General features: G+C 69.3%; 23 protein-coding genes. 13 read left to right on the top strand and 10 right to left on the bottom strand.

Features of this window, described 5'->3' with window-relative positions; translation table 11 throughout:
* Nucleotides 1–8: 8 nt before the first annotated feature.
* Nucleotides 9–818, top strand: a complete 810-nt coding sequence (gene proC / locus JI745_RS16445; RefSeq protein ID WP_201809188.1) for a pyrroline-5-carboxylate reductase — start codon at nucleotides 9–11, stop codon at nucleotides 816–818.
* 112 nt (nucleotides 819–930) lie between these two features.
* Nucleotides 931–2,202, top strand: coding sequence for a Glu/Leu/Phe/Val dehydrogenase (locus JI745_RS16440; protein WP_201809187.1), 1,272 nt, complete (start codon nucleotides 931–933; stop codon nucleotides 2,200–2,202).
* Between the two features lie 24 nt (nucleotides 2,203–2,226).
* Here JI745_RS16440 and JI745_RS16435 read toward each other — a convergent pair whose 3' ends face one another.
* The 5 genes from JI745_RS16435 to JI745_RS16415 form a co-directional block, all read right to left on the bottom strand.
* Nucleotides 2,227–3,324, bottom strand: coding sequence for a GGDEF domain-containing protein (locus JI745_RS16435; protein ID WP_201809186.1), 1,098 nt, complete (start codon nucleotides 3,322–3,324; stop codon nucleotides 2,227–2,229).
* Between the two features lie 59 nt (nucleotides 3,325–3,383).
* Complete coding sequence (ubiA, locus tag JI745_RS16430; RefSeq protein WP_201809185.1) at nucleotides 3,384–4,259, bottom strand: 4-hydroxybenzoate octaprenyltransferase; 876 nt, start codon at nucleotides 4,257–4,259, stop codon at nucleotides 3,384–3,386.
* A gap of 9 nt (nucleotides 4,260–4,268) precedes the next feature.
* Nucleotides 4,269–5,276: a 5'-methylthioadenosine/S-adenosylhomocysteine nucleosidase gene (locus JI745_RS16425; RefSeq protein ID WP_201809182.1), complete on the bottom strand. Its 1,008-nt coding sequence runs from the start codon at nucleotides 5,274–5,276 to the stop codon at nucleotides 4,269–4,271.
* Nucleotides 5,276–5,728, bottom strand: coding sequence for a DUF2214 family protein (locus JI745_RS16420; RefSeq protein WP_201809179.1), 453 nt, complete (start codon nucleotides 5,726–5,728; stop codon nucleotides 5,276–5,278). The genes JI745_RS16425 and JI745_RS16420 overlap by 1 nt, the downstream gene beginning before the upstream one ends.
* Before the next feature lie 113 nt (nucleotides 5,729–5,841).
* Nucleotides 5,842–7,467, bottom strand: a complete 1,626-nt coding sequence (locus JI745_RS16415) for a peptide chain release factor 3 (protein ID WP_201809177.1) — start codon at nucleotides 7,465–7,467, stop codon at nucleotides 5,842–5,844.
* A 200-nt stretch (nucleotides 7,468–7,667) separates the two neighbouring features.
* On the opposite strand from JI745_RS16415, the gene JI745_RS16410 reads away from it, so the two are divergent.
* The 6 genes from JI745_RS16410 to JI745_RS16385 all read left to right on the top strand — a co-directional run bounded on the left by JI745_RS16410 (nucleotide 7,668) and on the right by JI745_RS16385 (nucleotide 14,218).
* Nucleotides 7,668–8,438, top strand: a complete 771-nt coding sequence (locus JI745_RS16410; RefSeq protein ID WP_201809175.1) for a hypothetical protein — start codon at nucleotides 7,668–7,670, stop codon at nucleotides 8,436–8,438.
* A gap of 69 nt (nucleotides 8,439–8,507) precedes the next feature.
* Nucleotides 8,508–9,962: a DUF4384 domain-containing protein gene (locus JI745_RS16405; protein ID WP_201809173.1), complete on the top strand. Its 1,455-nt coding sequence runs from the start codon at nucleotides 8,508–8,510 to the stop codon at nucleotides 9,960–9,962.
* A 20-nt stretch (nucleotides 9,963–9,982) separates the two neighbouring features.
* Entirely contained in the window at nucleotides 9,983–10,561 is a 579-nt protein-coding gene (locus tag JI745_RS16400) for a sigma-70 family RNA polymerase sigma factor (RefSeq protein WP_201809171.1), read from the top strand.
* Nucleotides 10,562–10,637: 76 nt separating this feature from the next.
* Nucleotides 10,638–11,375, top strand: coding sequence for an anti-sigma factor domain-containing protein (locus tag JI745_RS16395; RefSeq protein ID WP_201809169.1), 738 nt, complete (start codon nucleotides 10,638–10,640; stop codon nucleotides 11,373–11,375).
* A gap of 15 nt (nucleotides 11,376–11,390) precedes the next feature.
* A complete protein-coding gene (locus JI745_RS16390; RefSeq protein ID WP_201809167.1) occupies nucleotides 11,391–12,272 on the top strand; it encodes an Fpg/Nei family DNA glycosylase in 882 nt (293 codons plus the stop codon).
* Nucleotides 12,273–12,439: 167 nt separating this feature from the next.
* Complete coding sequence (locus JI745_RS16385; protein ID WP_201809165.1) at nucleotides 12,440–14,218, top strand: diguanylate cyclase; 1,779 nt, start codon at nucleotides 12,440–12,442, stop codon at nucleotides 14,216–14,218.
* A gap of 18 nt (nucleotides 14,219–14,236) precedes the next feature.
* Here the strand turns inward: JI745_RS16385 and JI745_RS16380 are convergent, their stop codons facing one another.
* Together JI745_RS16380 and JI745_RS16375 are read right to left on the bottom strand one after the other, a co-directional pair.
* Nucleotides 14,237–15,433 carry an amino acid aminotransferase gene (locus JI745_RS16380; protein WP_201809157.1) on the bottom strand — a complete coding sequence of 399 codons (1,197 nt, stop codon included), beginning with the start codon at nucleotides 15,431–15,433 and terminating at the stop codon, nucleotides 14,237–14,239.
* 34 nt (nucleotides 15,434–15,467) lie between these two features.
* Nucleotides 15,468–16,550 carry a DUF2332 domain-containing protein gene (locus tag JI745_RS16375; protein WP_201809155.1) on the bottom strand — a complete coding sequence of 361 codons (1,083 nt, stop codon included), beginning with the start codon at nucleotides 16,548–16,550 and terminating at the stop codon, nucleotides 15,468–15,470.
* Between the two features lie 57 nt (nucleotides 16,551–16,607).
* Here JI745_RS16375 and JI745_RS16370 point away from each other — a divergent pair, with 57 nt between their 5' ends.
* Nucleotides 16,608–17,276 (top strand): Crp/Fnr family transcriptional regulator, encoded by a 669-nt coding sequence (locus JI745_RS16370; RefSeq protein ID WP_201809153.1) that lies wholly within the window; start codon nucleotides 16,608–16,610, stop codon nucleotides 17,274–17,276.
* Nucleotides 17,277–17,279: 3 nt separating this feature from the next.
* Here the strand turns inward: JI745_RS16370 and JI745_RS16365 are convergent, their stop codons facing one another.
* Nucleotides 17,280–17,765, bottom strand: a complete 486-nt coding sequence (locus JI745_RS16365) for a glutathione peroxidase (RefSeq protein WP_201809151.1) — start codon at nucleotides 17,763–17,765, stop codon at nucleotides 17,280–17,282.
* A 127-nt stretch (nucleotides 17,766–17,892) separates the two neighbouring features.
* Between JI745_RS16365 and JI745_RS16360 the strand changes: the two genes are divergently transcribed.
* Nucleotides 17,893–18,681: a response regulator gene (locus JI745_RS16360; protein WP_201809148.1), complete on the top strand. Its 789-nt coding sequence runs from the start codon at nucleotides 17,893–17,895 to the stop codon at nucleotides 18,679–18,681.
* A 22-nt stretch (nucleotides 18,682–18,703) separates the two neighbouring features.
* Here JI745_RS16360 and JI745_RS16355 read toward each other — a convergent pair whose 3' ends face one another.
* Together JI745_RS16355 and lplT are read right to left on the bottom strand one after the other, a co-directional pair.
* On the bottom strand, nucleotides 18,704–19,591 hold the full coding sequence (locus tag JI745_RS16355) for a DMT family transporter (RefSeq protein WP_201809146.1): 888 nt from the start codon (nucleotides 19,589–19,591) through the stop codon (nucleotides 18,704–18,706).
* Nucleotides 19,592–19,596: 5 nt separating this feature from the next.
* Nucleotides 19,597–20,874: a lysophospholipid transporter LplT gene (gene lplT / locus JI745_RS16350; RefSeq protein ID WP_201809143.1), complete on the bottom strand. Its 1,278-nt coding sequence runs from the start codon at nucleotides 20,872–20,874 to the stop codon at nucleotides 19,597–19,599.
* Nucleotides 20,875–20,968: 94 nt separating this feature from the next.
* On the opposite strand from lplT, the gene alr reads away from it, so the two are divergent.
* From alr to arfB, 3 genes are read left to right on the top strand one after another with little or no spacing between them, the layout of a single operon-like run.
* Nucleotides 20,969–22,078, top strand: coding sequence for an alanine racemase (gene alr / locus JI745_RS16345; protein ID WP_201809135.1), 1,110 nt, complete (start codon nucleotides 20,969–20,971; stop codon nucleotides 22,076–22,078).
* Nucleotides 22,075–22,743, top strand: a complete 669-nt coding sequence (locus tag JI745_RS16340) for a hypothetical protein (RefSeq protein WP_201809120.1) — start codon at nucleotides 22,075–22,077, stop codon at nucleotides 22,741–22,743. The genes alr and JI745_RS16340 overlap by 4 nt, the downstream gene beginning before the upstream one ends.
* Nucleotides 22,743–23,144: an alternative ribosome rescue aminoacyl-tRNA hydrolase ArfB gene (arfB, locus tag JI745_RS16335; protein WP_201809117.1), complete on the top strand. Its 402-nt coding sequence runs from the start codon at nucleotides 22,743–22,745 to the stop codon at nucleotides 23,142–23,144. The genes JI745_RS16340 and arfB overlap by 1 nt, the downstream gene beginning before the upstream one ends.
* Nucleotides 23,145–23,208: the final 64 nt, after the last annotated feature.

Genomic DNA, 23,208 nt, shown 5'->3' with positions numbered 1-23,208 from the left:
AACACCACATGACCACGATTGCATTCATCGGCGGCGGCAACATGGCCAGCGCCATCATCGGCGGCCTGCTCAAGAGCGGGCGCGCGCCCGGCGACATCCTGGTGCTCGAGCCCAACGCGGACCAGCGATCGCGCCTGCAGCGCGAGCTGCAGGTGATCACGCTCGAAGCGCCGGGCTCGGTGCTGCAACGCGCCGACACCGTGGTGTGGGCGATCAAGCCGCAAAGCTTCAAGGCCGCAGCCGAGGCCAACCTGCCGCACATCGGCAAGGCCTTGCAGTTCAGCGTGATGGCCGGCATCCGCAGCGACGACATGGCGAAGGCGCTCGGCACCGAGCGCATCGTGCGCTCCATGCCCAACACGCCGGCGCTGATCGGCCAGGGCATCACCGGCCTCTACGCACGCCCCGCCGTCACGGCGCGGGAGCGCAAGGAGGTCGAGCGCATGCTCGCGTCCACCGGCCGCACGCTGTGGGTGAACGCCGAGCACGACCTCGATGCGGTCACCGCGATGTCGGGCTCGGGCCCGGCCTACGTCTTCTATTTCGTCGAAGCGATGATGGAAGCGGCGGTGGAGATGGGCCTCACCGAAGAGCAAGGCAAGACGCTGGCACTGGCCACTTTCCAGGGCGCAAGTGCGCTCGCGCTCGCCTCGCCCGAAACACCCGCCGTGCTGCGCGAGCGCGTCACGTCCAAGGGCGGCACCACCTACGCCGCGCTCACCTCGATGGAAGGCAGCGGCGTGAAGCCCGCGATCGTGAAGGCGCTGAAGGCCGCGCAGCGCCGCGCCGCCGAGCTGGGCGACGAATTCGGCCGCTGAGCCCGGGATATGCCCGCGGTCATGCAAAGGTGGCATGGCCGAGGGGTCCACAAGCGCTGACGGCGGGCCTACAGTCTTCTCCACCAAGACCACAGAAGGCCCGGAGATCGCCATGAGCTACCTCTCTTACGTCACGCCACACGCCAACAGCCCGTGGCACACCTACCTCTCGCAAGTCGACCGCGTCGTGCCCTACCTCGGCCGCCTGGCCAAGTGGGCCGAGACGCTGAAGCACCCCAAGCGCGCCCTCATCGTCGACGTGCCGATCGAGATGGACGATGGCAGCGTGCGCCACTTCGAGGGCTTCCGCGTGCAGCACAACCTCTCGCGCGGCCCCGGCAAGGGCGGTGTGCGCTACCACCCCGACGTCACGCTCGAGGAGGTGATGGCCCTCTCGGCCTGGATGACGGTGAAGAACGCCGCGGTGAACCTGCCGTACGGCGGTGCCAAGGGCGGCATCCGCGTCGACCCGAAGCTGCTCTCGACGAAGGAACTGGAAAAGCTCACCCGCCGCTACACCAGCGAGATCGGCATCATCATCGGCCCGCAGCGCGACATCCCCGCGCCTGACGTCAACACCAACGGCCAGATCATGGCCTGGATGATGGACACGTATTCGATGAACGTCGGCGCCACCGCGACCGGCGTCGTCACCGGCAAGCCCATCCACCTGGGCGGCTCGCTGGGCCGCGTGAAGGCGACCGGCCGCGGTGTCTTCGTCACCGGCCGTGAAGCCGCGCGGCGCATCGGCCTGAAGCTCGACGGCGCACGCGTGGCGGTGCAGGGCTTCGGCAACGTGGGCAGCTCGGCCGCCGAGCTCTTCGTCGGCGCCGGCGCCACCGTCGTCGCCATCCAGGACCACACCGGCACGCTGGTGAACCCCAAGGGCTTCGACATGGCCGAGGCGATGGCGGTGCTCAAGCGCGACGGCGGCATCGGCCAGTACGCCGCCGCCGAACGTGTCGACAACGAGCGCTTCTGGGACGTCGACTGCGACATCATGATCCCCGCCGCCCTCGAAGGCCAGATCAACGTGGACCGCGCCAACCGCCTCAAGGCCAGGCTCGTGCTCGAAGGCGCCAACGGCCCCACCCTGCCCGATGCCGACGACGCGCTGCGCGACCGCGGCATCCTCGTCGTGCCCGACGTGATCTGCAACGCCGGCGGCGTGACGGTGAGCTACTTCGAGTGGGTGCAGGACTTCTCCAGCTTCTTCTGGAGCGAAGACGAGATCAACCTGCGGCTCGACAAGATCATGGTCGACGCGCTGCGCCACATCTGGGACACCGCCGACCGCCACAAGATCACCCTGCGCACCGCCACCTTCGCGGTCGCGTGCGAGCGCATCCTGTGGGCACGCGAGGAGCGCGGCCTGTACCCCTGATCCCGGTGATCGGCACCAGGCCGATCAGTGCGCGAGCGCCGGCTCGCGCCGCGGCAACGAAGGCGCGGGAGGCGCATCGCCCTCGCAGCGGTTGCGGCCGGCGATCTTGCCGCGGTACATCGCTGCATCGGCGCGGGCAATGCCCGCCGACAGCGGCTCCAGCGCCTGCAGCGTGCTCACGCCCAGCGTGATGGTGACGCTCAGGGCCTGATCGGCCTGCGCGAGGTGGGTGTGCTGCACGGCATGGCGCACCCGCTCGGCGACCCGAAGCGCCTCGGCGGCGTCGGTGTCGGGCAGCACGATCAGGAATTCCTCGCCGCCCCACCGGCACACCGTGTCGCCGTCTCGCGTGGCGGACTGCATCGCCTTCGCGACCGCGATCAGCACCTGGTCGCCCACCTCGTGGCCATGCCAGTCGTTGACCGACTTGAAATGGTCCACATCGCCGAGGATCACGCTCATCGGCGCCCCATCGCTGCGGCGCCGCGCGAGGTGCAGGCCGGCCACGTCGAGCGCACGGCGGCGGTTGGCCAGGCCCGTCAGCGGGTCGGTCGTCGCGAGGTCGTGCAGGCGCATCTCGGCGCGCATCACCGCGCGCAGGTAGTAGTTGGCCAGGTGCGCAAGCAGCACCAGCGTGGCGACGATGTTGAAGGCACGCACGCCATCGAGCGCGCCCGGGGTCAGCACGGCCAGCGGCGCGCGGTGGTGCGACATCCAATCCAGCCCGAGGTAGAAGACCGCGAGCAAGAGACCCAGCACGACCTTGGTGTGCTCGCCGCGCACCGGGCTCATGAACACCATCGGCATCATGAGCAGCACGTAGTAGTGGAAGCCGCTTTCCCAACCGAGCACGCGCGTGGCCACGAGCGCGTGCGTCAGCAGCTCGACCCAGATCAATGCAAGCGCCGGGCGGTTGTAGCGCTTGCGCAGCAGCGCATAGGCGGCGCCGTACAGCACGATGCTGCCGACGTTGGCCCAGCCCATCAGCGGCGCCGACAACGCGAAGAACAGGGCGCAGAACGCGACGTGCACCAGCGACGCGGCCACGACGGCCTGCACCAGCGCCTGCCAGTACGAACGGCCGGTGTGGCCGGAACGCCGGGCAGCGGACAGGTCAGACATGCCGCAATTTTCGTCCGCCCTGCCAGCGAGCGCACAGGGCAGCACGCTGCAGATGCGAACTAGCGCACGGCGAAGTCGACCAATACGCCGACGAAGACCACGAAGCCCAGCCAGTGGTTGAGGCGGAAGGCCTTGAAGCAGCCTTCGCGGGTGCGCGTGCGGATCAGCGTGTAGTGCCACGCCGCGATGCCGGCCGCGACCCCAAGACCCGCGAAATAGAACAGGCCCATGCCGAGCGCCACGCCGATGGCCGCCCAGATCGCGATGAACGCCGCATAGAAGAGCATCACGCCCACCACGTCGAAACGGCCCAGCGTGATCGCCGAGGTGCGGATGCCGATCTTCAGGTCGTCGTCGCGGTCGACCATCGCGTACTCGGTGTCGTAGGCCAGCACCCAGAAGAGGTTGCCCACCAGCAGCCACCACGCCACGGCCGGCACGGTGCCCTGCACCGCCGAAAACGCCATCGGGATGCCGAAGCTGAAGGCCACGCCCAGCACCGCCTGCGGCATCGAGAAGAAGCGCTTGGTGAAGGGATAGAAGATGCTGACCGCGAGCGCCGCGAAACTCCACGCGATGGTCGGCGTGTTGGTGGTGAGCACGAGGCCGAAGGCGATCAACGCGAGCGCGGCGCCGAAGACCAGCGCGGCCTTGACGCTCAGCGCACCACTCGTCACCGGGCGCTGCGCGGTGCGCTTCACATGCTTGTCGAAATCGCGGTCGGCCACGTCATTGACCGCACACCCCGCACTGCGCATCAGGAAGGTACCGAGCACGAAGACGACCAGCAGGTGCCAGCCCGGGAAGCCCTGGGCCGCGATCCACAACGCCGAGAGCGTGGGCCACAGCAGCAGGTAGGTGCCGGCCGGGCGGTTCCAGCGGATGAGGTCGAGGTAGAGCGCGAGGCGGGAGGGAGCGGGCGCGGTCGTCGTCATGCGCGAAGTCTAGGGCCGGGGCCTCTTGCGCAGCCTCCACGCGTCAAGGAATGCCAGCGTCACCGCTGCCTCGTTCGCTTCTGCAAGGCCGCTCATGAAGAGCGCACCGACGTCGGCGTTGAACTCTGTGGCGCCGGCCAGGTCGCTGATGCTGCGGAAGGCGATGTAGGGCACGCCGTTGGCATGGGCCACATGGGCGAGCGCGGCGGTTTCCATCTCGAAGGTGTCGGCCTTCAGCGTCTCGAAGAGGTACTGGCGGTACTGCGCGTTGGCGAGGAACACGGTGGCCGAGACACCGAGGCCGCCGACGCGCAGCTGCGGTTGTTCGCGCACGCATTGCTTGGCGTCGAGCTCACCAGAGGGCAGGCGTGCTTTCGGGCCGCAGCGTTCGAGTTTGGGGGTGAGCGTGCGCGCCACCGCGAACATCTCGGCATCGACCGGGTAGTCGAAGCGGAACTCGCCCGTGGGCGCATTCGCCGCGTTGAGCACGTGGGTCTCGCGCATGAAGAGGCCCGGTGCGTAGGGCGGCAGCGGCTGGCCGTCCGGGCCCGTGGCGAGCTTCAAGCCGAGGCAGCTCACATCGCCGGTCTTGCCGCACGGTGCCGGCACCTGCGTGTCGCCGTTCCAGTAGACCTCCATCGGCATCGCCCAACGCTCGGGGATGGTCACATCACCGACGTGCTGAGCCGGGTTCAGGCCACCGGCGATGCCGCTCATGATGAGGCGCTCGATGCGGAAATGGTCGAGCATCTGCTGGGTGACCATCGCCGAATTGACCATGCTGACGCCGCTCAGCACGATCACCACCCGCTGGCCGCGCAGCACGCCGGTGGTGTAGCGCTTGCCGGCCAGCGTCCAGACCCGCTTCTTCTGCGTCTGCGCGATCAGCAGGTCGGCCTCGGCGCCGAAGGCCGAGACGATGCCGATGCGCGGCGTGCACTCGCTGAGGCAACGCGGCGCGGCCTGCGTGCTGGCGCACAGCGCCAGGGCGGCGATGAACCCGGCGATGGCGCGCATCAGAAACGCACTCCCTTGGCCATCAGCGACGCGCTCAGCGCCAGCACCACCAGCAACAGCATCTGCAGGTTCAGCAGGCGCGAGACACGCTGGTACTGCGCCTCGGGGATCTGCGGCGCCTGCCCGGCGTTCAGCGTCGACTTCCAGCGGGCGAAGGTGATCGTCGGGTAGATCGACAGCAGGCCGATCACGATGAAGAGCGTGAGCTTCAGGTGGAAGAAGGGCATGGCCTTGTAGAAGTCCCAGCCCTTCTCGAAATAGATGACACGCAAGGCGCCGACGACGAGCAGGCCGCCGGCAAACGCGCCGTACCAGCGGTCGGCCGCGGCCAGCAGCTTCGCCTCCCGCAAGGTGGGCGTGCGGCTGAAGGTGAACCACTCGAAGAACAGCGTGGCGACGATGCCGAACGCGAAGACGAAGTGCAGGAAGGCGATGAACGAGCTGGCGAGCATGGTGGCGGGCTGGAGTCGTTGGCGAGGCCCCGACTGTGCCGCGCCCGCCCGCCGTGCTCAAGCCCATGCGACGAAACGGTGGATTGGCGGCGCGAGATGCCGGCAGTGCGGCGTCAACCGTCGAGCTGTTTTTGAAACACCAGGCCGGCGTGTTCGCGCAGCGCGTGGAACTTGATCTTCGGCCAGTTCTCCTGCATCGCCCGCAGCTCGCCGGCGTATTCGAGCAGCACGCAGGCGGCGTCGACCGCATCGAGCGCCACGCGGTGGTCGTTGGCGTCGATGAATCGCTTGAGCTCCTTCTCGCCGCCATCGGCTTCGTCACACGTCACCCAGCGCGCCACGTTGTAGCGGGCCGGCATCACGCGCGCCTTCACGCCGTACTCGTGCTCCAGACGGTGCGCGACGACCTCGAACTGCAGCTGGCCCACCGCCCCGAGCAGCAGCACGCTGCCCGCCACCGGGCGGAAGACCTGGATCGCGCCCTCTTCACCCAGCTGGGTCAAGCCCGCACGCAGCTGCTTGGTCTTGAGCGGGTCGGCCACTTCGACGCTGCGGAACATTTCCGGCGCGAAGAAGGGCAGGCCGGTGTACTGCAAGGTCTCGCCTTCGGTGATGGTGTCGCCGAGTTGCAGCACGCCGTGGTTGGGGATGCCGATGATGTCGCCGGCAAACGCCTCGTCGAGCAGCTCGCGCTTCTGGCTCATGAAGGTGACGACGGTGTTGGGCCTCAGGGTCTTGCCCGAGCGCACCACCTTGAGGTTCATGCCGCGCTCGAAGCGGCCCGAGGCCACACGCACGAAGGCGATGCGGTCGCGGTGCGCCGGGTCCATGTTGGCCTGGATCTTGAAGACCACGCCGGTGAACTTCTTTTCGTCGGGCTGCACCACGCGCTGGATGGCCGCACGCTCGCTCGGGGGCGGCGCCAGGTCGACCAGCGCGTCGAGCACCTCGCGCACGCCGAAGTTGTTGACCGCCGAGCCAAAGAACATCGGCGTCTGGTGGCCGGCGAGGAACTGCGCCTCGTCGAACGAGGGTGCCGCTTCCTGCACCAGCTCGATCTCGCCACGCGCGTTTTCATACTGCAGGCCGAAGCGCTCGGCATAGGCCGGGTTGTCGAGGCCGGGGAGGATCTCGTCGTCGGCGCCCTTGCGGTCTTCGCCGGGGCTGAAGACGCGCATCTGCTTCTCGCGCAGGTCCATCACGCCGTGGAACTGCTTGCCCATGCCCACCGGCCAGGTGAAGGGCACGACGCTCATGCCGAGCTCGCGCTCGATCTCGTCCATCAGCGTGAGCGGCTCCTGCACCTCGCGGTCCATCTTGTTGACGAAAGTCAGGATGGGCGTGTTGCGCGCGCGGCAGACCTGCAGCAGGCGGCGGGTCTGCGGCTCCACGCCGTTGGCGGCGTCGATCACCATCAGCGCGGCGTCGACCGCGGTCAGCACACGGTAGGTGTCTTCCGAGAAGTCCTGGTGGCCCGGGGTGTCGAGCAGGTTGATGACGCAGTCGCGGTACTCCATCTGCATCACGCTGGAGGCGACCGAGATGCCGCGCTGCTTTTCGATCTCCATCCAGTCCGACGTGGCGTGGCGCGTGGCCTTGCGCGCCTTCACGCTGCCCGCGATCTGGATCGCGCCCGAGAACAGCAGCAGCTTCTCGGTGAGCGTGGTCTTGCCCGCGTCGGGGTGGGAAATGATGGCGAAGGTGCGGCGGCGGCGCACCTGAGGACTGAGGTCTGACATGGGGTTGCGGCGCTGCTGAAACCTGCGCCGCCTCGTGAAAACCCGTGATTATCGACGCGCGGCTCTGGGCCCTGCCTCGCAGGGGCTCGGACCCCTGTTCATGGGGGGCCTGCATCCAGGCCACAGCCCGACCCGTCTTGAAGGTGCAGGTGGCCACGACGGCCCCTGAGGACCGCAACCAACCTTCAAGGACTGTCACCATGAACCGCACTTCTTCTTTCATCCTCGTGAAGACCGCCGCTGCCGTGGCCACCGTCTTCCTGTCCCTCCCCTCGCAAGCCGCCAACCCCAGCGAAGGCGTGGCCTGCCCGAGCGGCACCCAGGCCCAGCGCAACGGCAACGTGCTCGTCTGTCGCAAGGAGGAGCGCAAGGTGCTCGAGTCGATCTGCTCGCCGCTCGCCTTCAGCGCCAAGGGCGTGAGCCTCAACGGCAACATCACGATGGACCCGACCGGCTCCGACCAGTGCCTGGCCGCCGTCACCGGCGCCAAGGTGCCCTCGGTGATGCGCCCGCCGGTGGTCGGCATCGACCCGCCCGCCTCGGCCTTCTCGCGCGTCGTCAACCCGACCGGGCCCGACACCTTCGTCGCCATCAAGGTGAGCTTCGAGTGGCCCGAGCGCTTCCCGCTGGAGCGCCAGGTCGGGCACGACGTGTCGCGCGGCGTGGTCTGCCCGAGCGGCTTCGAGACCGACAGCATCGCCGGCGGCCGCGGCATCCAGTGCGAGAAGCGCGAAGAGCGCAGCGCCGACTGCGATGCGCTGTGGAAGATCAGCCGCGACGTCGACGGCAACAAGGACGCCTGCTTCCTCGACTCCCCCATCGGCCGCACCAAGGGCAACTACACCATCCCCAAGGGCCTGACCGGCCTCGGCGGCAACCCCGAGTCGCACGGCTGGGACCTGCAGGTGAAGAACGGTGCCGACCTGTGGGTCAAGGAGAAGAAGGACTTCTCCTTCCCCAACGCCCGCTGAGCCCTTGCGTGCCCCGCCCGCCCGGCCGTCGCGCCGGGCGGTGAAAAACACCTCTTGCTGGAGCCCACCATGCGCCGCCTCACCCTGATCGCCGCCGCCTGCAGCCTGCTGGCCGCCTGCACCTCGCCCTCCAAGTCGACGCTGGCCGACGTGCGCCAGCAAGCCAACCCCACCGACCGTGCCCAGCGCACCATCACGAGCTTCACGCCGGCGCTGCGCTGCATGGACGAGCTGATGTTCAGGAGCGGCACCCGCGACGTGACGCTGATGATGGAAGAGCTGCGTGACGCCACCCAGAAAGTGCAGGTCAGCACGCGCGACATGATGACCTCGGCCATCTCCGACATGACGCGCCGCTCGCGCGCCGTTCGGCTCTCGGTCTTCGGCAACGACCAGCAGAACCTTGCGCAGCTCTTGCAGACGGCGCAGAAGACCACGCCCTTCGCCGTGATCCCCGAGTTCAACCTGCGCGGCACAATCAGCCAGCTCGACGAAGACGTGCAGCGCAACAGCGCGAGCTTCGGCCTCGTGCAGCAGCTCTTCGGGCTGCGCTTCGGCAACGAGGCGAAGTTCTCGGTGCTCGGTTTCGACGCAGCCGTGGTGCGCACCGATTCCTTCACGCTGGTGAACGGCGTGACCTCGAAGAACACCACCGTGATCGCCAAGCGCGATGCGAGCGCCGGTGATGGGCAGGCGCGCATCCTCGGCTCGGCGTCCGTCTTCTCCTTCTCCGCGGCACGCTCCGAAGGCCCGGCCCAGGCCGCGCGCAACATGGTCGAGCTCGCCGCCATCGAACTCGTGGGCAAGCTGATCCGCGCGCCCTACTGGCAATGCCTGGGCACGCCCGACGACCACCCCGAGGTGCAGCGCGAGATCGAGGACTGGTTCTTCTCGATGAGCCCGGACGAACGCACCGTGCTTGCCAAGACGCGGATGCGCGACCGCCGTTATTTCGATGGCGCGCTCGATGCCACCCGAAGCCCCGGCTTCGACCAAGCGCTGGCGGCCTACCGCCGCGCCACCGGCCTGCCGCCGCAGGGCGAGATCGACCTTGCGTTCTTCCAGCGCCTGGTCACGCGCGAGGTGCCAAGCGGCCCCCTCGCCACCACCGCCACGGGTGGCGAAGCAGCCGCGGTGCAACTTAATCTCCAGCCGCGCCGCAACAGCGGCCAGGCCGACCTGCAGGTGACGACCGCGAGCGCCGGCTACCTCTACTGCTACGCGCAGGACCCGGCGACCAAAGCGATCCGCCGCGTGTTCCCCAACCGCTTCAGCGCCGACCCGCGCGTCGAGGCGGGGCAGTCGCTGTCGCTGCCCGGCAAGGCCAGGTTTTCCCTCTCGGCTGCACACGATCACGCGTGCGTTCACGCACCACGCGAGGTCTACAATGATTTGCCGCCGCCGTTGCGCTGGGGCGATTTCGAAGATGTGCGCCTCGCGAGCTTCGACGACATCCGCCAGCAGTTCGCCCAAGCCTCCGGCCTACCGATCGTGCTCACACGCGCAGCCAAGCCACGCCGCTGACCTGCTGAACGCCACGTGCCATGACCGCTGACACCGCCGCCCTCGACCAGCTGCTCAGCCGCATCGCACTGCAAGACCGGCAGGCCCTGCGCGAGCTCTACGACCGCACCGCCAGCCGCCTGCTTGCCGTGGCCTACCGCGTGCTCGGCAACCAGGCCACCGCCGAAGACGTGCTGCAGGACGTCTACGTCACCGTGTGGTCGCGCGCCGCCAGCTACCCCGCGGTGCACACCCACGCGATGGCCTGGCTGACGGCGATGGTGCGCAACCGCGCGATCGACCTGCTGCGCAAGTCGCGCCCCGAGGTGCCGCTGCAATGGCAAGGTGAAGATGGTGAAGAACACCAGCACGACGTACCCGATGAAAACGCCTCGCCGATGGCGCAGCTGATGGCCGCGCAGTCCGACGACCGCCTGGGCAGCTGCATCGGCCAGCTCGAGGCCGAGCCGCGGCTCGCGGTGATGCTGGCCTACTACGAAGGTCTCACGCATGCCGACCTCGCGGTGCGCCTGTCGCGCCCGCTGGGCACCATCAAGGCCTGGGTGCGGCGCAGCCTGGTGCGCCTGAAAGATTGCATGGGCGAGGTGGGTTTGTCATGAAGCAACCCCCACGTCGCTACGCTCCTGCCCCCCCAAGGGGGCGGTCATTGGATTCGGGCGGCCGGGCGCCACTGACATGAACTGGTACCACTCACCCGCCGCCATCGAGCACCTCGCCGCGGCCTACGCCTTGGGCACGCTGCAGGGCCGTGCGCGCCGCCGCTTCGAAGCGGTGATGCGCGAGCACCCCACGATCGCCCGCCAGGTCGCGCAGTGGGACGTGCGCCTGCACCCGATGGCCCAGCGCCTGCCGCCGCGCACACCGAGCCAGGCGCTGTGGGGCCGCATCGAGCAGCGTGCCCTGGGGGCGGCTGCGTCGTCGCCCACGCGCCAGTCCCCTGCGGTTCCGTGGTGGCGGCGCCTGCTCTCACCCCTGCCCAGCGGCGCGCTCGCCTTCGGCCTGATGCTGGGCCTGCTGCTGCCCGTGGTCTTCCAGCAGCAGGACACGCAGCTGCCCGAGAGCTACGTCGGCGTGCTCGCCACGCCCGAGGGCAAGACCGGCCTGATCGTGTCGAGCAGGCGCCAGGGCACGGTGCTCGACCTCAAGCAGGTGAGCCCCATCACGCCGCCCGCCGGCCAGACGCTCTACCTCTGGGTGATCGACGCCGCCGGCAACCCACGCCCGGTCGGCCCGGCACCCGCCGGTCCCTTCGTGCAGGTCACGCTGACACAGCCGGCCGAGAAGATCTTCGCGACGGCGGCCGAGGTGGCGGTGTCGATCGAGCCGCAGGGCAGCAGCCCGACGCAGCCGAGCGGTCCCTACGTGTACCGAGGCCTGTGCGGCAAGCTGTGGAAGGTGCCGCCGCCGAAATAGGCCGGCCACGCCGCGATGCCCGAGCTGCCCGACATCACGGTCTACCTCGAACGCCTGGCCGAGAAGGTGCAGGGCCGCGTGCTGCAGCGGGTGAAGCTGCTCAACCCCTTTCTGCTGCGCACCGCGCTGCCGCCGCTCTCGCAAGCCGAAGGCCGGAAGGTCGCGGGTGTGGAGCGCCTCGGCAAGCGCGTGGTGCTCGCGCTCGACAACGGGCTCTTCCTCGTCATCCACCTGATGATCGCCGGCCGCCTACGCTGGCTGCTGCCGGGCGGCAAGCCGCCGGGCAAGATCTCGCTCGCGGTGTTCGAGTTCGACAACGGCAGCGTCGTGCTCACCGAAGCCGGCAGCAAGCGCCGCGCCTCGCTGCACGTGCTGGCCGACCGCGCCGCGCTCGAGGCGATGGACCCGGGTGGCATCGACGTGATGGCGGCCACGCTGGCCGACTTCCGCGAGCGCATCACGCGCGAGAACCACACGCTGAAACGCGTGCTGACCGACCCGCGCCTTTTCAGCGGCATCGGCAACACCTACTCAGACGAGATCCTCTTCCGTGCGCAGCTCTCGCCGATCCAGCTGTCGCAGAAGTTGCAGCCCGAGCAGATCGAGCGGCTCTTCCACGCGACGCAAGCCGTGCTGCAGGAATGGATCGCCCGACTCAATGAAGAAGCCGGTGACTGGACCGAGAAGGTCACCGCCTTCCACCCGCAGATGGCCGTGCACGGCAAGTACAACCAGCCTTGCCCGGTGTGCGGCACGCCGGTGCAGCGCATCGTCTACGCCGACAACGAAACGAACTACTGCGCGCGCTGCCAGACCGGCGGCAAGCTGCTGGCCGACCGGGCGCTCTCGACGCTGCTGCACAAGAGCTGGCCGAAGAACATCGACGAGCTCGGCTGAGCCCGCCCGGGGCGGGCCGGCACGACGATCCACGGGCAAACGAGCACTTCTGCCGCTTGCGTGCCATTGAGGCGACACCTCTAGCGCCACCCAGGCGGGACAATCTGGCCGGCGCGCGCCGCGTGCCTTGCCTCCCTTTCTTGCCGACGCCGCTGCAGTTCTCGGGAATGCGCCCGCCCCTCTCTCTCTTCCAGGCTGCCCGCCAGTTCGTCCTGCTGGCCCTCGGCTGGCTGCTGCTGCACACGGGCACCCTCGCCGGCCCGCTGCGTCTCGAAGAAGGCCATCGCGCGGTCGACGCCTGGCCGGCCGTGAGCCTGCTGGCCGACCCCAGCCGCACGCTCACGCTGGAGCAGGTGCTCGCGCAACGCGATCGCTTCGGGCCGCCGCCGTCGCCCCACGCCACGCTGGGCCGGCGTGACGAGGCCATGTGGCTGCGCATCCCGATCGAGTCGAGCGAGCGTGCGTCGGCACGCTGGATCCTGGACATCGACTACCCGGCGCTGCACCGCATCGACGCCTACCTCGTGTCGGAGGGCCGCGTGCTGCGGCAGGGGGTGCTGGGCAGCCACCAGCCGCATTCGCAGCGGCCGCTGGCCAGCCGCTCGCACGCCATGCCGATCGAGCTGCCACCGGGCAGCCGGGCCGAGCTGCTGCTGCGCGTGCAGACGGGCGGCGCGATGATCCTGCCGATCACGCTCAACACGCTGCAGGCCTTCCACGAGCGGGCGCTCGCCGAGCAGACGCTGCAGGGCGCGCTCGCCGGTCTCGGCATCGCGCTCCTGGTGTACAGCCTGGGCCGCTTCGTCACGCTGCGCGAGACACTCTCGCTCAAGTACGCACTGCTGGCTGCGGGCAGCATCTTCTTCTCACTGTTCCAGTTCGGCATCGGCGCGCAGTACCTCTGGCGCGACTGGATCTGGATGGAGCAGCACGCCGGCGGCCTCTTCTCGCTGATGGCCTTGTGCGGCTCCTTCCTCTTCATCGAGCATGCGCTGACACGACCCGTCGGCGGGCGCAGCGCGGCCCTGGTGCACACGCGCTACACCGGCCGCGGCTTCAGCCGCCTGATGCACGGCGGCGCGGTCACCGTGGCCGCGGTGGCGCTGGCCTACGCGCTGGGCCTCATCGGCACCGGCACCATCACCGCCATCGTGAGCGTGCTGGGCCCGGTGCCCGCGCTGCTGGGCCTGCCGGGCGCGATGGCACGCGCCCGCGAGCGCGACCCGGTGGGCTGGGGTTTCCTGCTCGCCTGGGGCATCTACGCGCTGGCCACCGCCACGCTCATCGGCGTGATCAACGGTGTGCTGCCGGTGAACTTCTGGACGCTGCACTCCTTCGAGTTCGGCGCCACGGTGGACATGCTGTTCTACCTGCGCGTGCTGAGCCTGAGCACGCAGGCGATGCACGCGGCCGCGCAGCACGCGAGCCGCGAGCGCGACATCTTCCACTTCCTCGCGCACAGCGACCCGCTCACCGGCCTGCACAACCGGCGCGGGCTGCAGTCGCAGATCAAGTCGGCGCTGCAGAAGCGCGAGCCCGAAGGCCGCGTCGCGCTCTATCTGCTCGACCTCGACGGCTTCAAGACGGTGAACGACCGGCACGGCCACGAGGTCGGCGACCAGTTGCTGCTGCTCCTGTCGCGCCGCCTGCAGGCGGCCACACGCGCGCAGGACACGGTGGCCCGATTGGGCGGCGACGAGTTCGTCATCCTCACGAGTGGCCTCTCGGGCCCGGCACAGGCCGAGTCGCTCGCGCAGAAGCTGCTCGACACCGTGCGCGAGCCTTTCCAGGTCGGCTCGCACCGCTGCGAGCTGGGCCTGAGCATCGGCTACGCGCTGGCGCCGGCCGATGGCACGGACGCGGCCGAGCTGCTGCGCAAGGCCGATGCGGCGATGTACGCCGGCAAGCAGGCCGGCAAGGGCATGGCCCGGCGCTGGTCGGCCTGAGGCGCCCCGGCGCTGGCCTCAGCTGGCCAGCACCGCCGCCATCGCCACCGCGGTCGCTTCGACGTTCGACGAGTTCAGGCCTGCCACGCACATGCGGCCCGAGCGCACGAGGTAGACCGCGTGCTCTTCGCGCAGGCGGTCGACCTGCTCGGCGGTGAGGCCGGTGTAGCTGAACATGCCGCGCTGGGTGATGAAGTAGTCGAAGTTGCGGCCCGGCAGCTTGGCGCTGATCACGGCGTGCAGCTTCTGGCGCATGGCCTGGATGCGGGTGCGCATCGCGTTGAGCTCGTCGGCCCATTGCTTGGCGAGCTCGGGCGTGCCGAGCACGCGCGCGACGATCTGGCCGCCATGCGTCGGCGGGCTGCTGTAGTTCTTGCGCACCGTCGCCTTCATCTGGCCCAGCACGAGGTCGGCCTGCGCCTTGTCGGGGCAGACGATGGAGAGTCCGCCGCAGCGCTCGCCATAGAGCGAGAAGCTCTTGGAGAAGCTGCTGGCGCAGAAGAAGCTCACGCCTGCATCGGCCAGCGCCCGCACGGCCCAGGCGTCTTCCTCGATGCCGTCGCCGAAGCCCTGGTAGGCGATGTCCACGTACGGGATCAGCTGTCGGGCCTTGAGCACCGGGATCAGCTCGGCCCATTGCGCGCGCGACAGGTCCACGCCGGTCGGGTTGTGACAGCAGGCGTGCAGCAGCACGATGCTCTGCTCGGGCAAGGCCCGGATGGCGGCCAGCATCTCGGGGAAGCGCAGGCCGCCGGTCTTGGCGTCGTAGTAGGGGTAGGTGTTCACCGTGAAACCCGCGCCCTCGAACATGGCGCGGTGGTTGTCCCAGGTGGGGTCGCTGACCCAGACGTTGCTGTTGGGGAAGTAGCGCTTCAAGAAGTCGCCGCCGACCTTCAGGCCGCCCGAGCCGCCGAGGGTCTGGATGGTCGCGATGCGGCCGCTCTTCACGGCTTCGTGGTCGGCGCCGAAGAGCAGGTGCTGCACCGCCTGGCGGTAGTTGGGCGCGCCTTCCATCGGCTGATAGGGACGAGCGCCCACGGTCTGCAGCATCGCCGACTCGGCGGTCTTCACCGCCTTCATCACCGGCAGGTTGCCGGCGTCGTCGAAGTAGATGCCGATGGAGAGGTTGATCTTGTTCGGCCGCGGGTCCTTGCCGAAGGATTCGTTGAGGGTGAGGATGGGGTCGCCAGCGTAGGCGTCGACGTGCTCGAACATGAGGGGCTCCTGCAGGGGAGCGGCGATTATCCGGCTACTGGGCCAGCCACTCGCCCCAGCGGCCATGGGCGTGCGAGCGGGCCAGCGCTTCGAAGTGCGGCGCGCCATCGACACGGTGGCACAGCGTCCAGACGCTTTGCGCTGTTGGCAGCTCGGGACGGGGTGGCGGCAGCTCGACGGCGCCGATCCGCAGGCCGGTGGCTTCGGCCGAGAGCCACATCGCGCCGGTGCGGCGCACGAGCTCGGTGAGCGTCTCGATGTGGCGCTGCAGGGCGGGCTTTTCGAAGTAGGTCAGCACCCAGCTGTTGAAGATGACCGGCTGCACGCCAGGCGGGAGCGCGGCGAGCCACGGTTCGATGGCGGCGGTGCAGTCGGCCTCGCGCCGCACCGGCCAGCGTTGTGCTCGGGCGATCTGCACCGCCTGCTCGAAACGGGTGGCGCGGTCGGTGTCGCTCGGCCACAGACAGGCCCGCAGCCAGCGCACGGCCACCTCGTCGGCGACGGAGACGGGCGCCGGGTCGATGCCGAGGCGCTCGACGATCTGCGGGGTGGGGCCCGTCGGCGGGCGCAGGTCGCCGTGCCACCGGCAGCGCAGCAGGGGCACGCCGGGGCGTGGGTCTCCGGCGCTGTAGCGGTACACGTCCACCCCGAGGTTGAGGCCGGCGCTGGTGCCAACATCAAGCAAGGCGATCTGCGCCGTGCCACGGCGTGCGGCCACCGCGTGCAGCGCCGGCCAGAGCACGGTGCAGCGGCCGATCTCGTTGGTCTGGGTGGTGTGGGTGCGCATGCGCTCGCGCAGGGCGGCGGCGTGGTGGGCGGCGAAGTCCTTCACGTGGATGGGCAGGGCATCGTCGGGCGCACGGTCGCCACCGCAGCTCGGGTAGTAGGCGGCGAGCGGATGGGAGACCCCCGAGAGCAGCAGGTCGTGCACTGCGGCCAGCCAGAGGTTGGGCCGCTGCTGCTCGGGGCTGGCACCGCTCAGCAGATCGAGCAGGGCCGGGTCGGCGGCGACGATGCGGCAGAGCGCCTGGTACAGCGGCTCTTCCGGGCACTCCACGTCGGCGAAGCGGCGGAACTGCGTCGCGAGGTGGTCGACGGCGGCGGGGGTGAGGTCCATGCCGGCAGCGTAGCCCCGGGCTTGCCGTATGAATGTCGGGCATCCGACAATTGGCGAATGCAAGACGACGTCGCCCGCGTGCTGGGCACGAGCCTCCCGGAACTGACGCTGACCGAGGCGCACTGGCAGGGCCTGCTGCCGCTGTGCCGCCTGCACCGGCTGGGCCGCGGCCAGGTGCTGCTGCGGCAGGGCGACGCCACGCCGGCGCTCTTTGGCCTCGCGAGTGGCGAGATGGAGATCCGTTTCCTCACGGTGGATGGCGAGGCCTCGGTGATCGAGCGTGTGCCGCCGGGGCGGCTCTTCGGCCTGTCGTCGTTTGCGAGCGGCGAGGTGTCGACCTTCGAGGTGCAGGGCGGGGCCAAGGCCTCGCGCGTCGTCGCCTTCGGCCCGGCGGCCTACGAATTCCTGATGGACCAGGTGCCCGGTTTCGCGCGCGCGCTGATGCGCGAGTACGCGCGGCGCTACCACGGCACGCTGCGCATGCTCGAGGCCTCGCGCCACCGCAGCGCCGACGAGCGCCTGCGCCTCGCGCTCGAGCAGCTGGCCCGCACCGACCGCGCCGGCCCGGCCGATGCGCAGGGCTGGCGCCACATCCGCACCACGCAGGCGGAACTCGCGGCCCTGGCCAGCCTGTCGCGCCAGACGGTCAACGAGCTGGTGAAGACCCTCGCCGCGCAGAAGCGGCTGCGCGTGGTCTACGGCGGACTGTGGGTGCCCGCCTCGTGACGATCAGGCCGCGAGCGCGGCTTCGATGTCCTTGGTGATCGACTCCGGCGCATCGTTGGGCGCGTAGCGCTTGATCACCTGCCCGTCCCTGCCGACGAGGAACTTGGTGAAGTTCCACTTGATGCCCTTGGTGCCGAGGATGCCAGGGGCTTCGTTGGTGAGCCACTTCCACAGCGGGTGGGCCTCGGCGCCGTTGACCTTCACCTTCTCCATCATCGGGAAGCTCACGCCGTAGTTGAGCTGGCAGAAGGACGCGATCTCGTCGTTGCTGCCCGGGTCCTGCCCGCCGAACTCGTTGCTCGGGAAGCCGACAATCACCAGGCCCTTCTCACGGTAGGTGTTCCACAGCTTCTCCAGCCCGGCGAACTGCGGGGTGAAACCGCAGGCGCTTGCCGTGTTCACGATCAACAGCACCTTGCCACGCTGGGTGGACAGGTGGGCGGGCTGGCCGTCGATGGAGACGGCTTCGAAGTCGTAGACACTGGCCATGAGCGCTCCTGCGGGCTGTGACAAAAGTGGGCCGCCATCGTAGCGCCGACGCCCACCCCGCGCCGCGCAGGGTTGACGCCCCCCCGGCCCGCGCCGAACATCGGCCACCGCCACGACGAAAGCTTCCATGTCCGAGCGCATCCCCATGCGCTACACCGTCGCGCTGCAAGGCTTCAGCGACTTCGAGCGCAGCACACTGGCGTCGTTCTTCCGCCTGGGCCAGCAACGGGCGCCCGCCTATGTGCAGGGCAACTCGCTCGTGGAGAGCGACTTCGTCATCGCCGATGCCGACAGCCCGGCGGCGCTCAACGCCGTCAACGACGCCCACCGCGTGCAGGACGCCATCTTCATCGGCTCCAACGCCCCGTCGGGCGCCGCCGCCCACCTGCCCCGCCCCATCGAGCCCAACCGCATCCTGCGCGAGCTCGACCTGCTGCTCGAAGCGCGCCTCGCCCTGCTCGACGAACCACCGCTCACCGACTGGGTGGTGTCGTCGCCCGACGCGCTGGGCGAAGACGGCTCCCCGGCGCTCGACGTGCTGGTGCTCGACGACAGCCGCATCGCGCTCAAGTTCCTGCAGACCCGGCTGCAGGGGCTCGGCTACCGCGTGCACGCAGTGCAGACCGCCGACGAGGCGATGGCGCTGCTCGACGCGCAAGCTTTCTCGCTGGTCTTCCTCGACATCGACCTCGGCGACAGCCCGCTCGACGGCCTGGCGGTGTGCCAGCACCTGAAGCAGCGCCAGGCGCACCCGGGCGACCTCGCGCCCCGGGTGGTGATCGTGACCGGCAGCACCCGCTCGAGCGACCGCGTGCGCGGCGACCTGGCGGGATGCGACGCCTACCTCACCAAGCCGCTGATGGAAGACGAGTTCATGGCGGCCCTTTACCTGCTCGATCCCACGCGCAAACGCTGAGGTCCAGCAGGCGCTGACAGCGTCAGTGCGCCGCGCTGTTGTCGAGCGTGGACAGCAGTGCCGCGATCAGGATCAGGCTCCCGCCCATCGCCAGCGCCGGCGTCATGGTGCCGCCGCCCAGCAGCAGCGCCGACACCGAGGCGAACAGCACCTCGGTCAACATCACCACCGAGGCCACGTTGGCCGGCAGGCGGGCCGCGCCGTACTGCAGCGAGATGTTGCTGATCAGGAAGAAGCCGCTCAGCACCAGCGCGAGCGGCACCCAGTTCAGCGCCGGGGCCGGTGGCCACGCGACCTGGCCCTGCGTCGCGAGCACGGTGGCCAGCGTGCCGGCCACCAGCACGCCGCCGAGGAACATCGCGAGCGCCCGGCTCTCTTCGGGCTGCGCGGCCTCGCGCCGCAGCATCACGTTGTTGAGCGCGAACGAGAAGCCGCCGCACACGCCCAGCCAGTCGGGCAGCGAGCGTGGCAGCGGGAACCCACCGCCCTCTTCCGGCCACAGCACGATGGCCGCACCGGCCAGCGCCAGCACCACGCGCGCCCCGGCGAGCCATGTGAGCTTCTCGTGCAGCAGCACGCGCGCCAGCAGCACCACCCACAGCGGCATCAGGTAGAACAGCAGCACCACGCGCACCACGTCGCCGATGGCCACGCCCCAGTTGAAGGCCGCGTTGGTGCTGCCCGAAGCGATGACCAGGATCCACAGCACCGGCCGGCGCAGCACCTGGCCGAAGGCGTGGGGCCGGGCGACGCCGATCACCGCCACGGCGAAGAGGTAGACCAGCACGGTGGCCCACAGCGGGTGCAGGCCGGCCGACTGCAGGTGGCGGAACGGCCACCATGAGACGCCCCACACGAAAGCATTGACCATGAGGGCCAGCACGGCCCACAGGCGCGGATGGGACCGCATGGCGCTCAGTGCTTGTCGCTGCGCGCGAGCGCCAGAAGGTGATCGACTTCGTCCTTGAAGCGCACGGTGTTGCTCGCATGCCAGCGGCCGATGACCCACATCGTGCCGGCGACCACGAGGCCGAAGACGGTGATGGCGGCAAAGGCCGACAGGCCGAACTTGGTCATGCCGGTGTAGAACGCACCGAGCGCCAGGATGCAGGCCTGCTCGTTGAAGTTCTGCACCGCGATCGAACGGCCGGCGCCCATCAGGTTGTGGCCGCGGTGCTGAAGCAGTGCGTTCATCGGCACCACCATGTAGCCGCCGATGGCGCCCAGGACCAGCAGGAAGGGCGCTGCCGTCCAGACGTTGCTGATGAAGTTCATCGCGATCACGAGCAGGCCCATCGCGATGCCCATCGGGATCACCTTGGTGGCCTGGTCCAGGCGCATGCGCATCGAGGCGACCACCGCACCCACCGCCGTGCCGATGGCCACCACGCCCACCAGGGCCGAGGCCTTGGTCGTGCCGTAGCCCAGCGCCGCGGCGGCCCAGGCCAGCACGATGTAGCGGAAGTTGCCCGACACGCCCCAGATCAGCGTGGTGGTGGCGAGCGAGATCTGGCCCAGCTTGTCGCCCCACAGGCGTGCGTTGCAGCTGGAGAAGTCGCGCACCAGCGCGACCACGCTGCCGGTCATCGGCTGCAGCGGCGCCTCGGTGCGCGGGATCTTGAGGTTGAAGAGCGCCGCGATCGCATAGAGGCCGATCAGCGAGACGATGGCCGCTTCGGGCGCGGTGTCGATGCCGGTGTCGAGCCCCGGCATGTCGACGCCGAGCATCATGCGCGACACCGCCTGCCCCACGAGCTGGCCACCGAGCAGCACGCCGAGGATGATGGAGGCGATGGTCAGGCCCTCGATCCATCCGTTGGCCTTGACGAGCTGCGAGTTGGGCAGCAGCTCGGTGAGGATGCCGTACTTGGCGGGCGAGTAGGCCGCGGCCCCGAGGCCAACGACCGCGTAGGAGATCAACGGGTGCACGCCGAAGAGCATCATCAGGCAGCCGACCACCTTGATGAGGTTCGAGATGAACATCACCCGCCCCTTGGGCACGGCGTCGGCAAAGGCCCCGACGAGCGGCGCGAGGATCACGTAGAACAGCGCGAACATCGGCACCAGCGCGGCACGTTGCCACTCGGGCTGGCCGGAGGTGCGGAGCAGTTCGACGGCGGCGACGAAGAGCGCGTTGTCAGCCAGCGAGCTGAAGAACTGCGCCGACATGATCGTGTAGAAGCCTTTTTTCATTCGGCGAGAAACAGGTCGTACTGCAAGGGGCCGCGTGGGGTGCGGCGGGGTTATAGCACGCAGGCACGACAAGACCCGCTGGCAGAATCCCCGCATGCCTCGCCCCATCGAAGCCCGGATCCACGCCGATGCGCTGGCCCACAACCTGAGTTGCGCACGCCGGCGCGCGCCCGACGCCAAGGTCTGGGCGGTGGTCAAGGCCAATGCCTACGGGCATGGCATCGAGCGGGCCTACCCTGGCCTGCAGTCGGCCGACGGCTTTGCGATGCTCGATCTGGCAGAAGCCGAGCGGGTGCGTGCCCTCGGCTGGCGCGGCCCCATCCTGCTGCTCGAAGGCTGCTTCGAGGCGCGCGACCTGGAGCTCTGCTCGCGCCTGAACCTGTGGCACGTGGTGCACCATGAATCGCAGATCGACTGGCTGGCCACGCACAAGACGACCTGGCCACACCACGTCTACCTCAAGATGAACAGCGGCATGAACCGGCTGGGCTTCAGCCCGCAGGCCTTCCGCCACGCCTGGCAGCGCCTCTCGGGGCTGACGCAGGTGGACGCGATCACGCTGATGACGCACCTGTCGGACGCCGATGCCAGCCCGGCGGCGGCGCGCGGCGTCGCCCACCAGATCGAGGCCTTTGAGGCCGCCACGCACGACCTCGCCGGCGAACGCTCGCTGTGCAACAGCGCGGCCACGCTGCGCTATGCCGCGAGCCGGCGCGAGCTGCGCGGCGACTGGGTGCGCCCGGGGATCATGTTGTACGGCTCGTCGCCCGACTTCCCGCACCACAGCATCGGCGACTGGGACCTGCAACCCACGATGACGCTGCGCTCGCGCCTGATCGGCACCCAGCAACTGCAGGCGGGCGACACGGTGGGCTACGGCAGCAGCTTCACGGCCGAACACGCGATGCGCATCGGCATCGTGGCCTGCGGCTATGCCGACGGCTACCCGCGCCACGCCGGCACCGGCACGCCGGTGCTGGTGAACGGCGTGCGCACGCGCACGGTGGGCCGCGTGTCGATGGACATGATCGCGGTCGACCTGACGCCGGTGCCCGAGGCGCAGGTGGGCAGCGAGGCCACGCTCTGGGGACTCGGGCCAAACGGTTCCAGGCTGCCGATCGACGAGGTGGCGCAGGCGGCCGGGACCATCGGCTATGAGCTGATGTGTGCGGTGGCGCAGCGGGTGCCCGTGCACGCCGCATGAGCCTGAGGGAGCTGCACCCGCGCACACGGCGCCGGTTGCGCTGGCATGGGTGGTTGCTGACGGCGTGGTGCCTGCTGGTCGGGCTCGCGAGCAGCTGGACGCTGCTGCATGTGTTCGACGTCACCCTGCCCGCCGCGCGCTACGCGATGACTGCGCTGCTGATGTATGCGCTGGGCCTGGTGCTGGGCGTGCAGGTGTGGCTCAAGCACTTCGCCGCCTCGGTGCGCGACGACCCTTCGCTCGGCGAGCGTGTGGCACCCGAACCCGCACCGCGACGCAGCGAGACCGCGCAGAAATCCTTCGACTGGGGCGACGTGCTCGGCAGCGCCGCCGACCTGCTCAGCTTCGACGAAGCCGGCTTGCTGCTGCTCATTCCCGCGCTCCTGCTGATGCTGCTGGGCCTGCTCATCGCCACCGGGCTCTTGCCGGTGATGCTGATCGACGGCCTGGCCGGCCTCCTGGCCGAGGTGGCGGTGCAGTTCGTCTTCGGCACGCTGATCGCGCGGCGCGTGCTGCGGCCGAAATCGGAAGACGAGGCCTTCGTGCACATCCTCGGCAAGACCTGGCTCATCGGCGTGCTGATGGTGCTCGTGAGCGCCGCGCTCGGCTGGGGCCTGCGGCTGTGGGACCCGGGGCTGGTGGCGATCAGCCAGCTGTGGCGCTGATGGCGGTCCTGCTCAACCCGGCCGAGGTGGAGATCACCGCCATCCGCGCGCAAGGCGCGGGCGGCCAGAACGTCAACAAGGTGTCGAGCGCGGTGCACCTGCGTTTCGACGTGCGCGCGTCCTCGCTGCCCGAGGCGGTGAAGGAACGGCTGCTGCGCCTGAGCGATCAGCGCATCACCGACGAAGGCGTGGTCGTCATCAAGGCGCAGACCTCGCGCAGCCGCGAGGCCAACCGCACGGAAGCGTTGCAACGCCTGCAGGAATTGATCGACAGCGTGGCCACGCCACCGCGGCCACGCAAGCCGACGAAACCGACTTTCGGCTCGAAGCAGCGGCGACTCGAAGCGAAAGGCCAGCGCAGCCTGCTCAAGGCAGGGCGCACCAAGCCACACGACGGCTAGTGTCCGGTCACCGTGTGGGGCCTGATGCGCCTCGCCCTGAACCGTGGCATCAATCGCGATCGAG

Origin of the sequence: Piscinibacter sp. HJYY11 (assembly GCF_016735515.1) — a bacterium.
GTDB lineage: Bacteria > Pseudomonadota > Gammaproteobacteria > Burkholderiales > Burkholderiaceae_C > Rhizobacter.
This window is presented reverse-complemented; position numbering and strand designations above follow the sequence as displayed.

Bases quoted from the DNA above. Each gene is read 5' to 3' on its own strand.
- proC (WP_201809188.1), top strand. From the start codon at position 9: ATGACCACGATTGCATTCATCGGCGGCGGCAACATGGCCAGCGCCATC.
- JI745_RS16440 (WP_201809187.1), top strand. From the start codon at position 931: ATGAGCTACCTCTCTTACGTCACGCCACACGCCAACAGCCCGTGGCAC.
- JI745_RS16435 (WP_201809186.1), bottom strand. From the start codon at position 3,324: ATGTCTGACCTGTCCGCTGCCCGGCGTTCCGGCCACACCGGCCGTTCG.
- ubiA (WP_201809185.1), bottom strand. From the start codon at position 4,259: ATGACGACGACCGCGCCCGCTCCCTCCCGCCTCGCGCTCTACCTCGAC.
- JI745_RS16425 (WP_201809182.1), bottom strand. From the start codon at position 5,276: ATGCGCGCCATCGCCGGGTTCATCGCCGCCCTGGCGCTGTGCGCCAGC.
- JI745_RS16420 (WP_201809179.1), bottom strand. From the start codon at position 5,728: ATGCTCGCCAGCTCGTTCATCGCCTTCCTGCACTTCGTCTTCGCGTTC.
- JI745_RS16415 (WP_201809177.1), bottom strand. From the start codon at position 7,467: ATGTCAGACCTCAGTCCTCAGGTGCGCCGCCGCCGCACCTTCGCCATC.
- JI745_RS16410 (WP_201809175.1), top strand. From the start codon at position 7,668: ATGAACCGCACTTCTTCTTTCATCCTCGTGAAGACCGCCGCTGCCGTG.
- JI745_RS16405 (WP_201809173.1), top strand. From the start codon at position 8,508: ATGCGCCGCCTCACCCTGATCGCCGCCGCCTGCAGCCTGCTGGCCGCC.
- JI745_RS16400 (WP_201809171.1), top strand. From the start codon at position 9,983: ATGACCGCTGACACCGCCGCCCTCGACCAGCTGCTCAGCCGCATCGCA.
- JI745_RS16395 (WP_201809169.1), top strand. From the start codon at position 10,638: ATGAACTGGTACCACTCACCCGCCGCCATCGAGCACCTCGCCGCGGCC.
- JI745_RS16390 (WP_201809167.1), top strand. From the start codon at position 11,391: ATGCCCGAGCTGCCCGACATCACGGTCTACCTCGAACGCCTGGCCGAG.
- JI745_RS16385 (WP_201809165.1), top strand. From the start codon at position 12,440: ATGCGCCCGCCCCTCTCTCTCTTCCAGGCTGCCCGCCAGTTCGTCCTG.
- JI745_RS16380 (WP_201809157.1), bottom strand. From the start codon at position 15,433: ATGTTCGAGCACGTCGACGCCTACGCTGGCGACCCCATCCTCACCCTC.
- JI745_RS16375 (WP_201809155.1), bottom strand. From the start codon at position 16,550: ATGGACCTCACCCCCGCCGCCGTCGACCACCTCGCGACGCAGTTCCGC.
- JI745_RS16370 (WP_201809153.1), top strand. From the start codon at position 16,608: ATGCAAGACGACGTCGCCCGCGTGCTGGGCACGAGCCTCCCGGAACTG.
- JI745_RS16365 (WP_201809151.1), bottom strand. From the start codon at position 17,765: ATGGCCAGTGTCTACGACTTCGAAGCCGTCTCCATCGACGGCCAGCCC.
- JI745_RS16360 (WP_201809148.1), top strand. From the start codon at position 17,893: ATGTCCGAGCGCATCCCCATGCGCTACACCGTCGCGCTGCAAGGCTTC.
- JI745_RS16355 (WP_201809146.1), bottom strand. From the start codon at position 19,591: ATGCGGTCCCATCCGCGCCTGTGGGCCGTGCTGGCCCTCATGGTCAAT.
- lplT (WP_201809143.1), bottom strand. From the start codon at position 20,874: ATGAAAAAAGGCTTCTACACGATCATGTCGGCGCAGTTCTTCAGCTCG.
- alr (WP_201809135.1), top strand. From the start codon at position 20,969: ATGCCTCGCCCCATCGAAGCCCGGATCCACGCCGATGCGCTGGCCCAC.
- JI745_RS16340 (WP_201809120.1), top strand. From the start codon at position 22,075: ATGAGCCTGAGGGAGCTGCACCCGCGCACACGGCGCCGGTTGCGCTGG.
- arfB (WP_201809117.1), top strand. From the start codon at position 22,743: ATGGCGGTCCTGCTCAACCCGGCCGAGGTGGAGATCACCGCCATCCGC.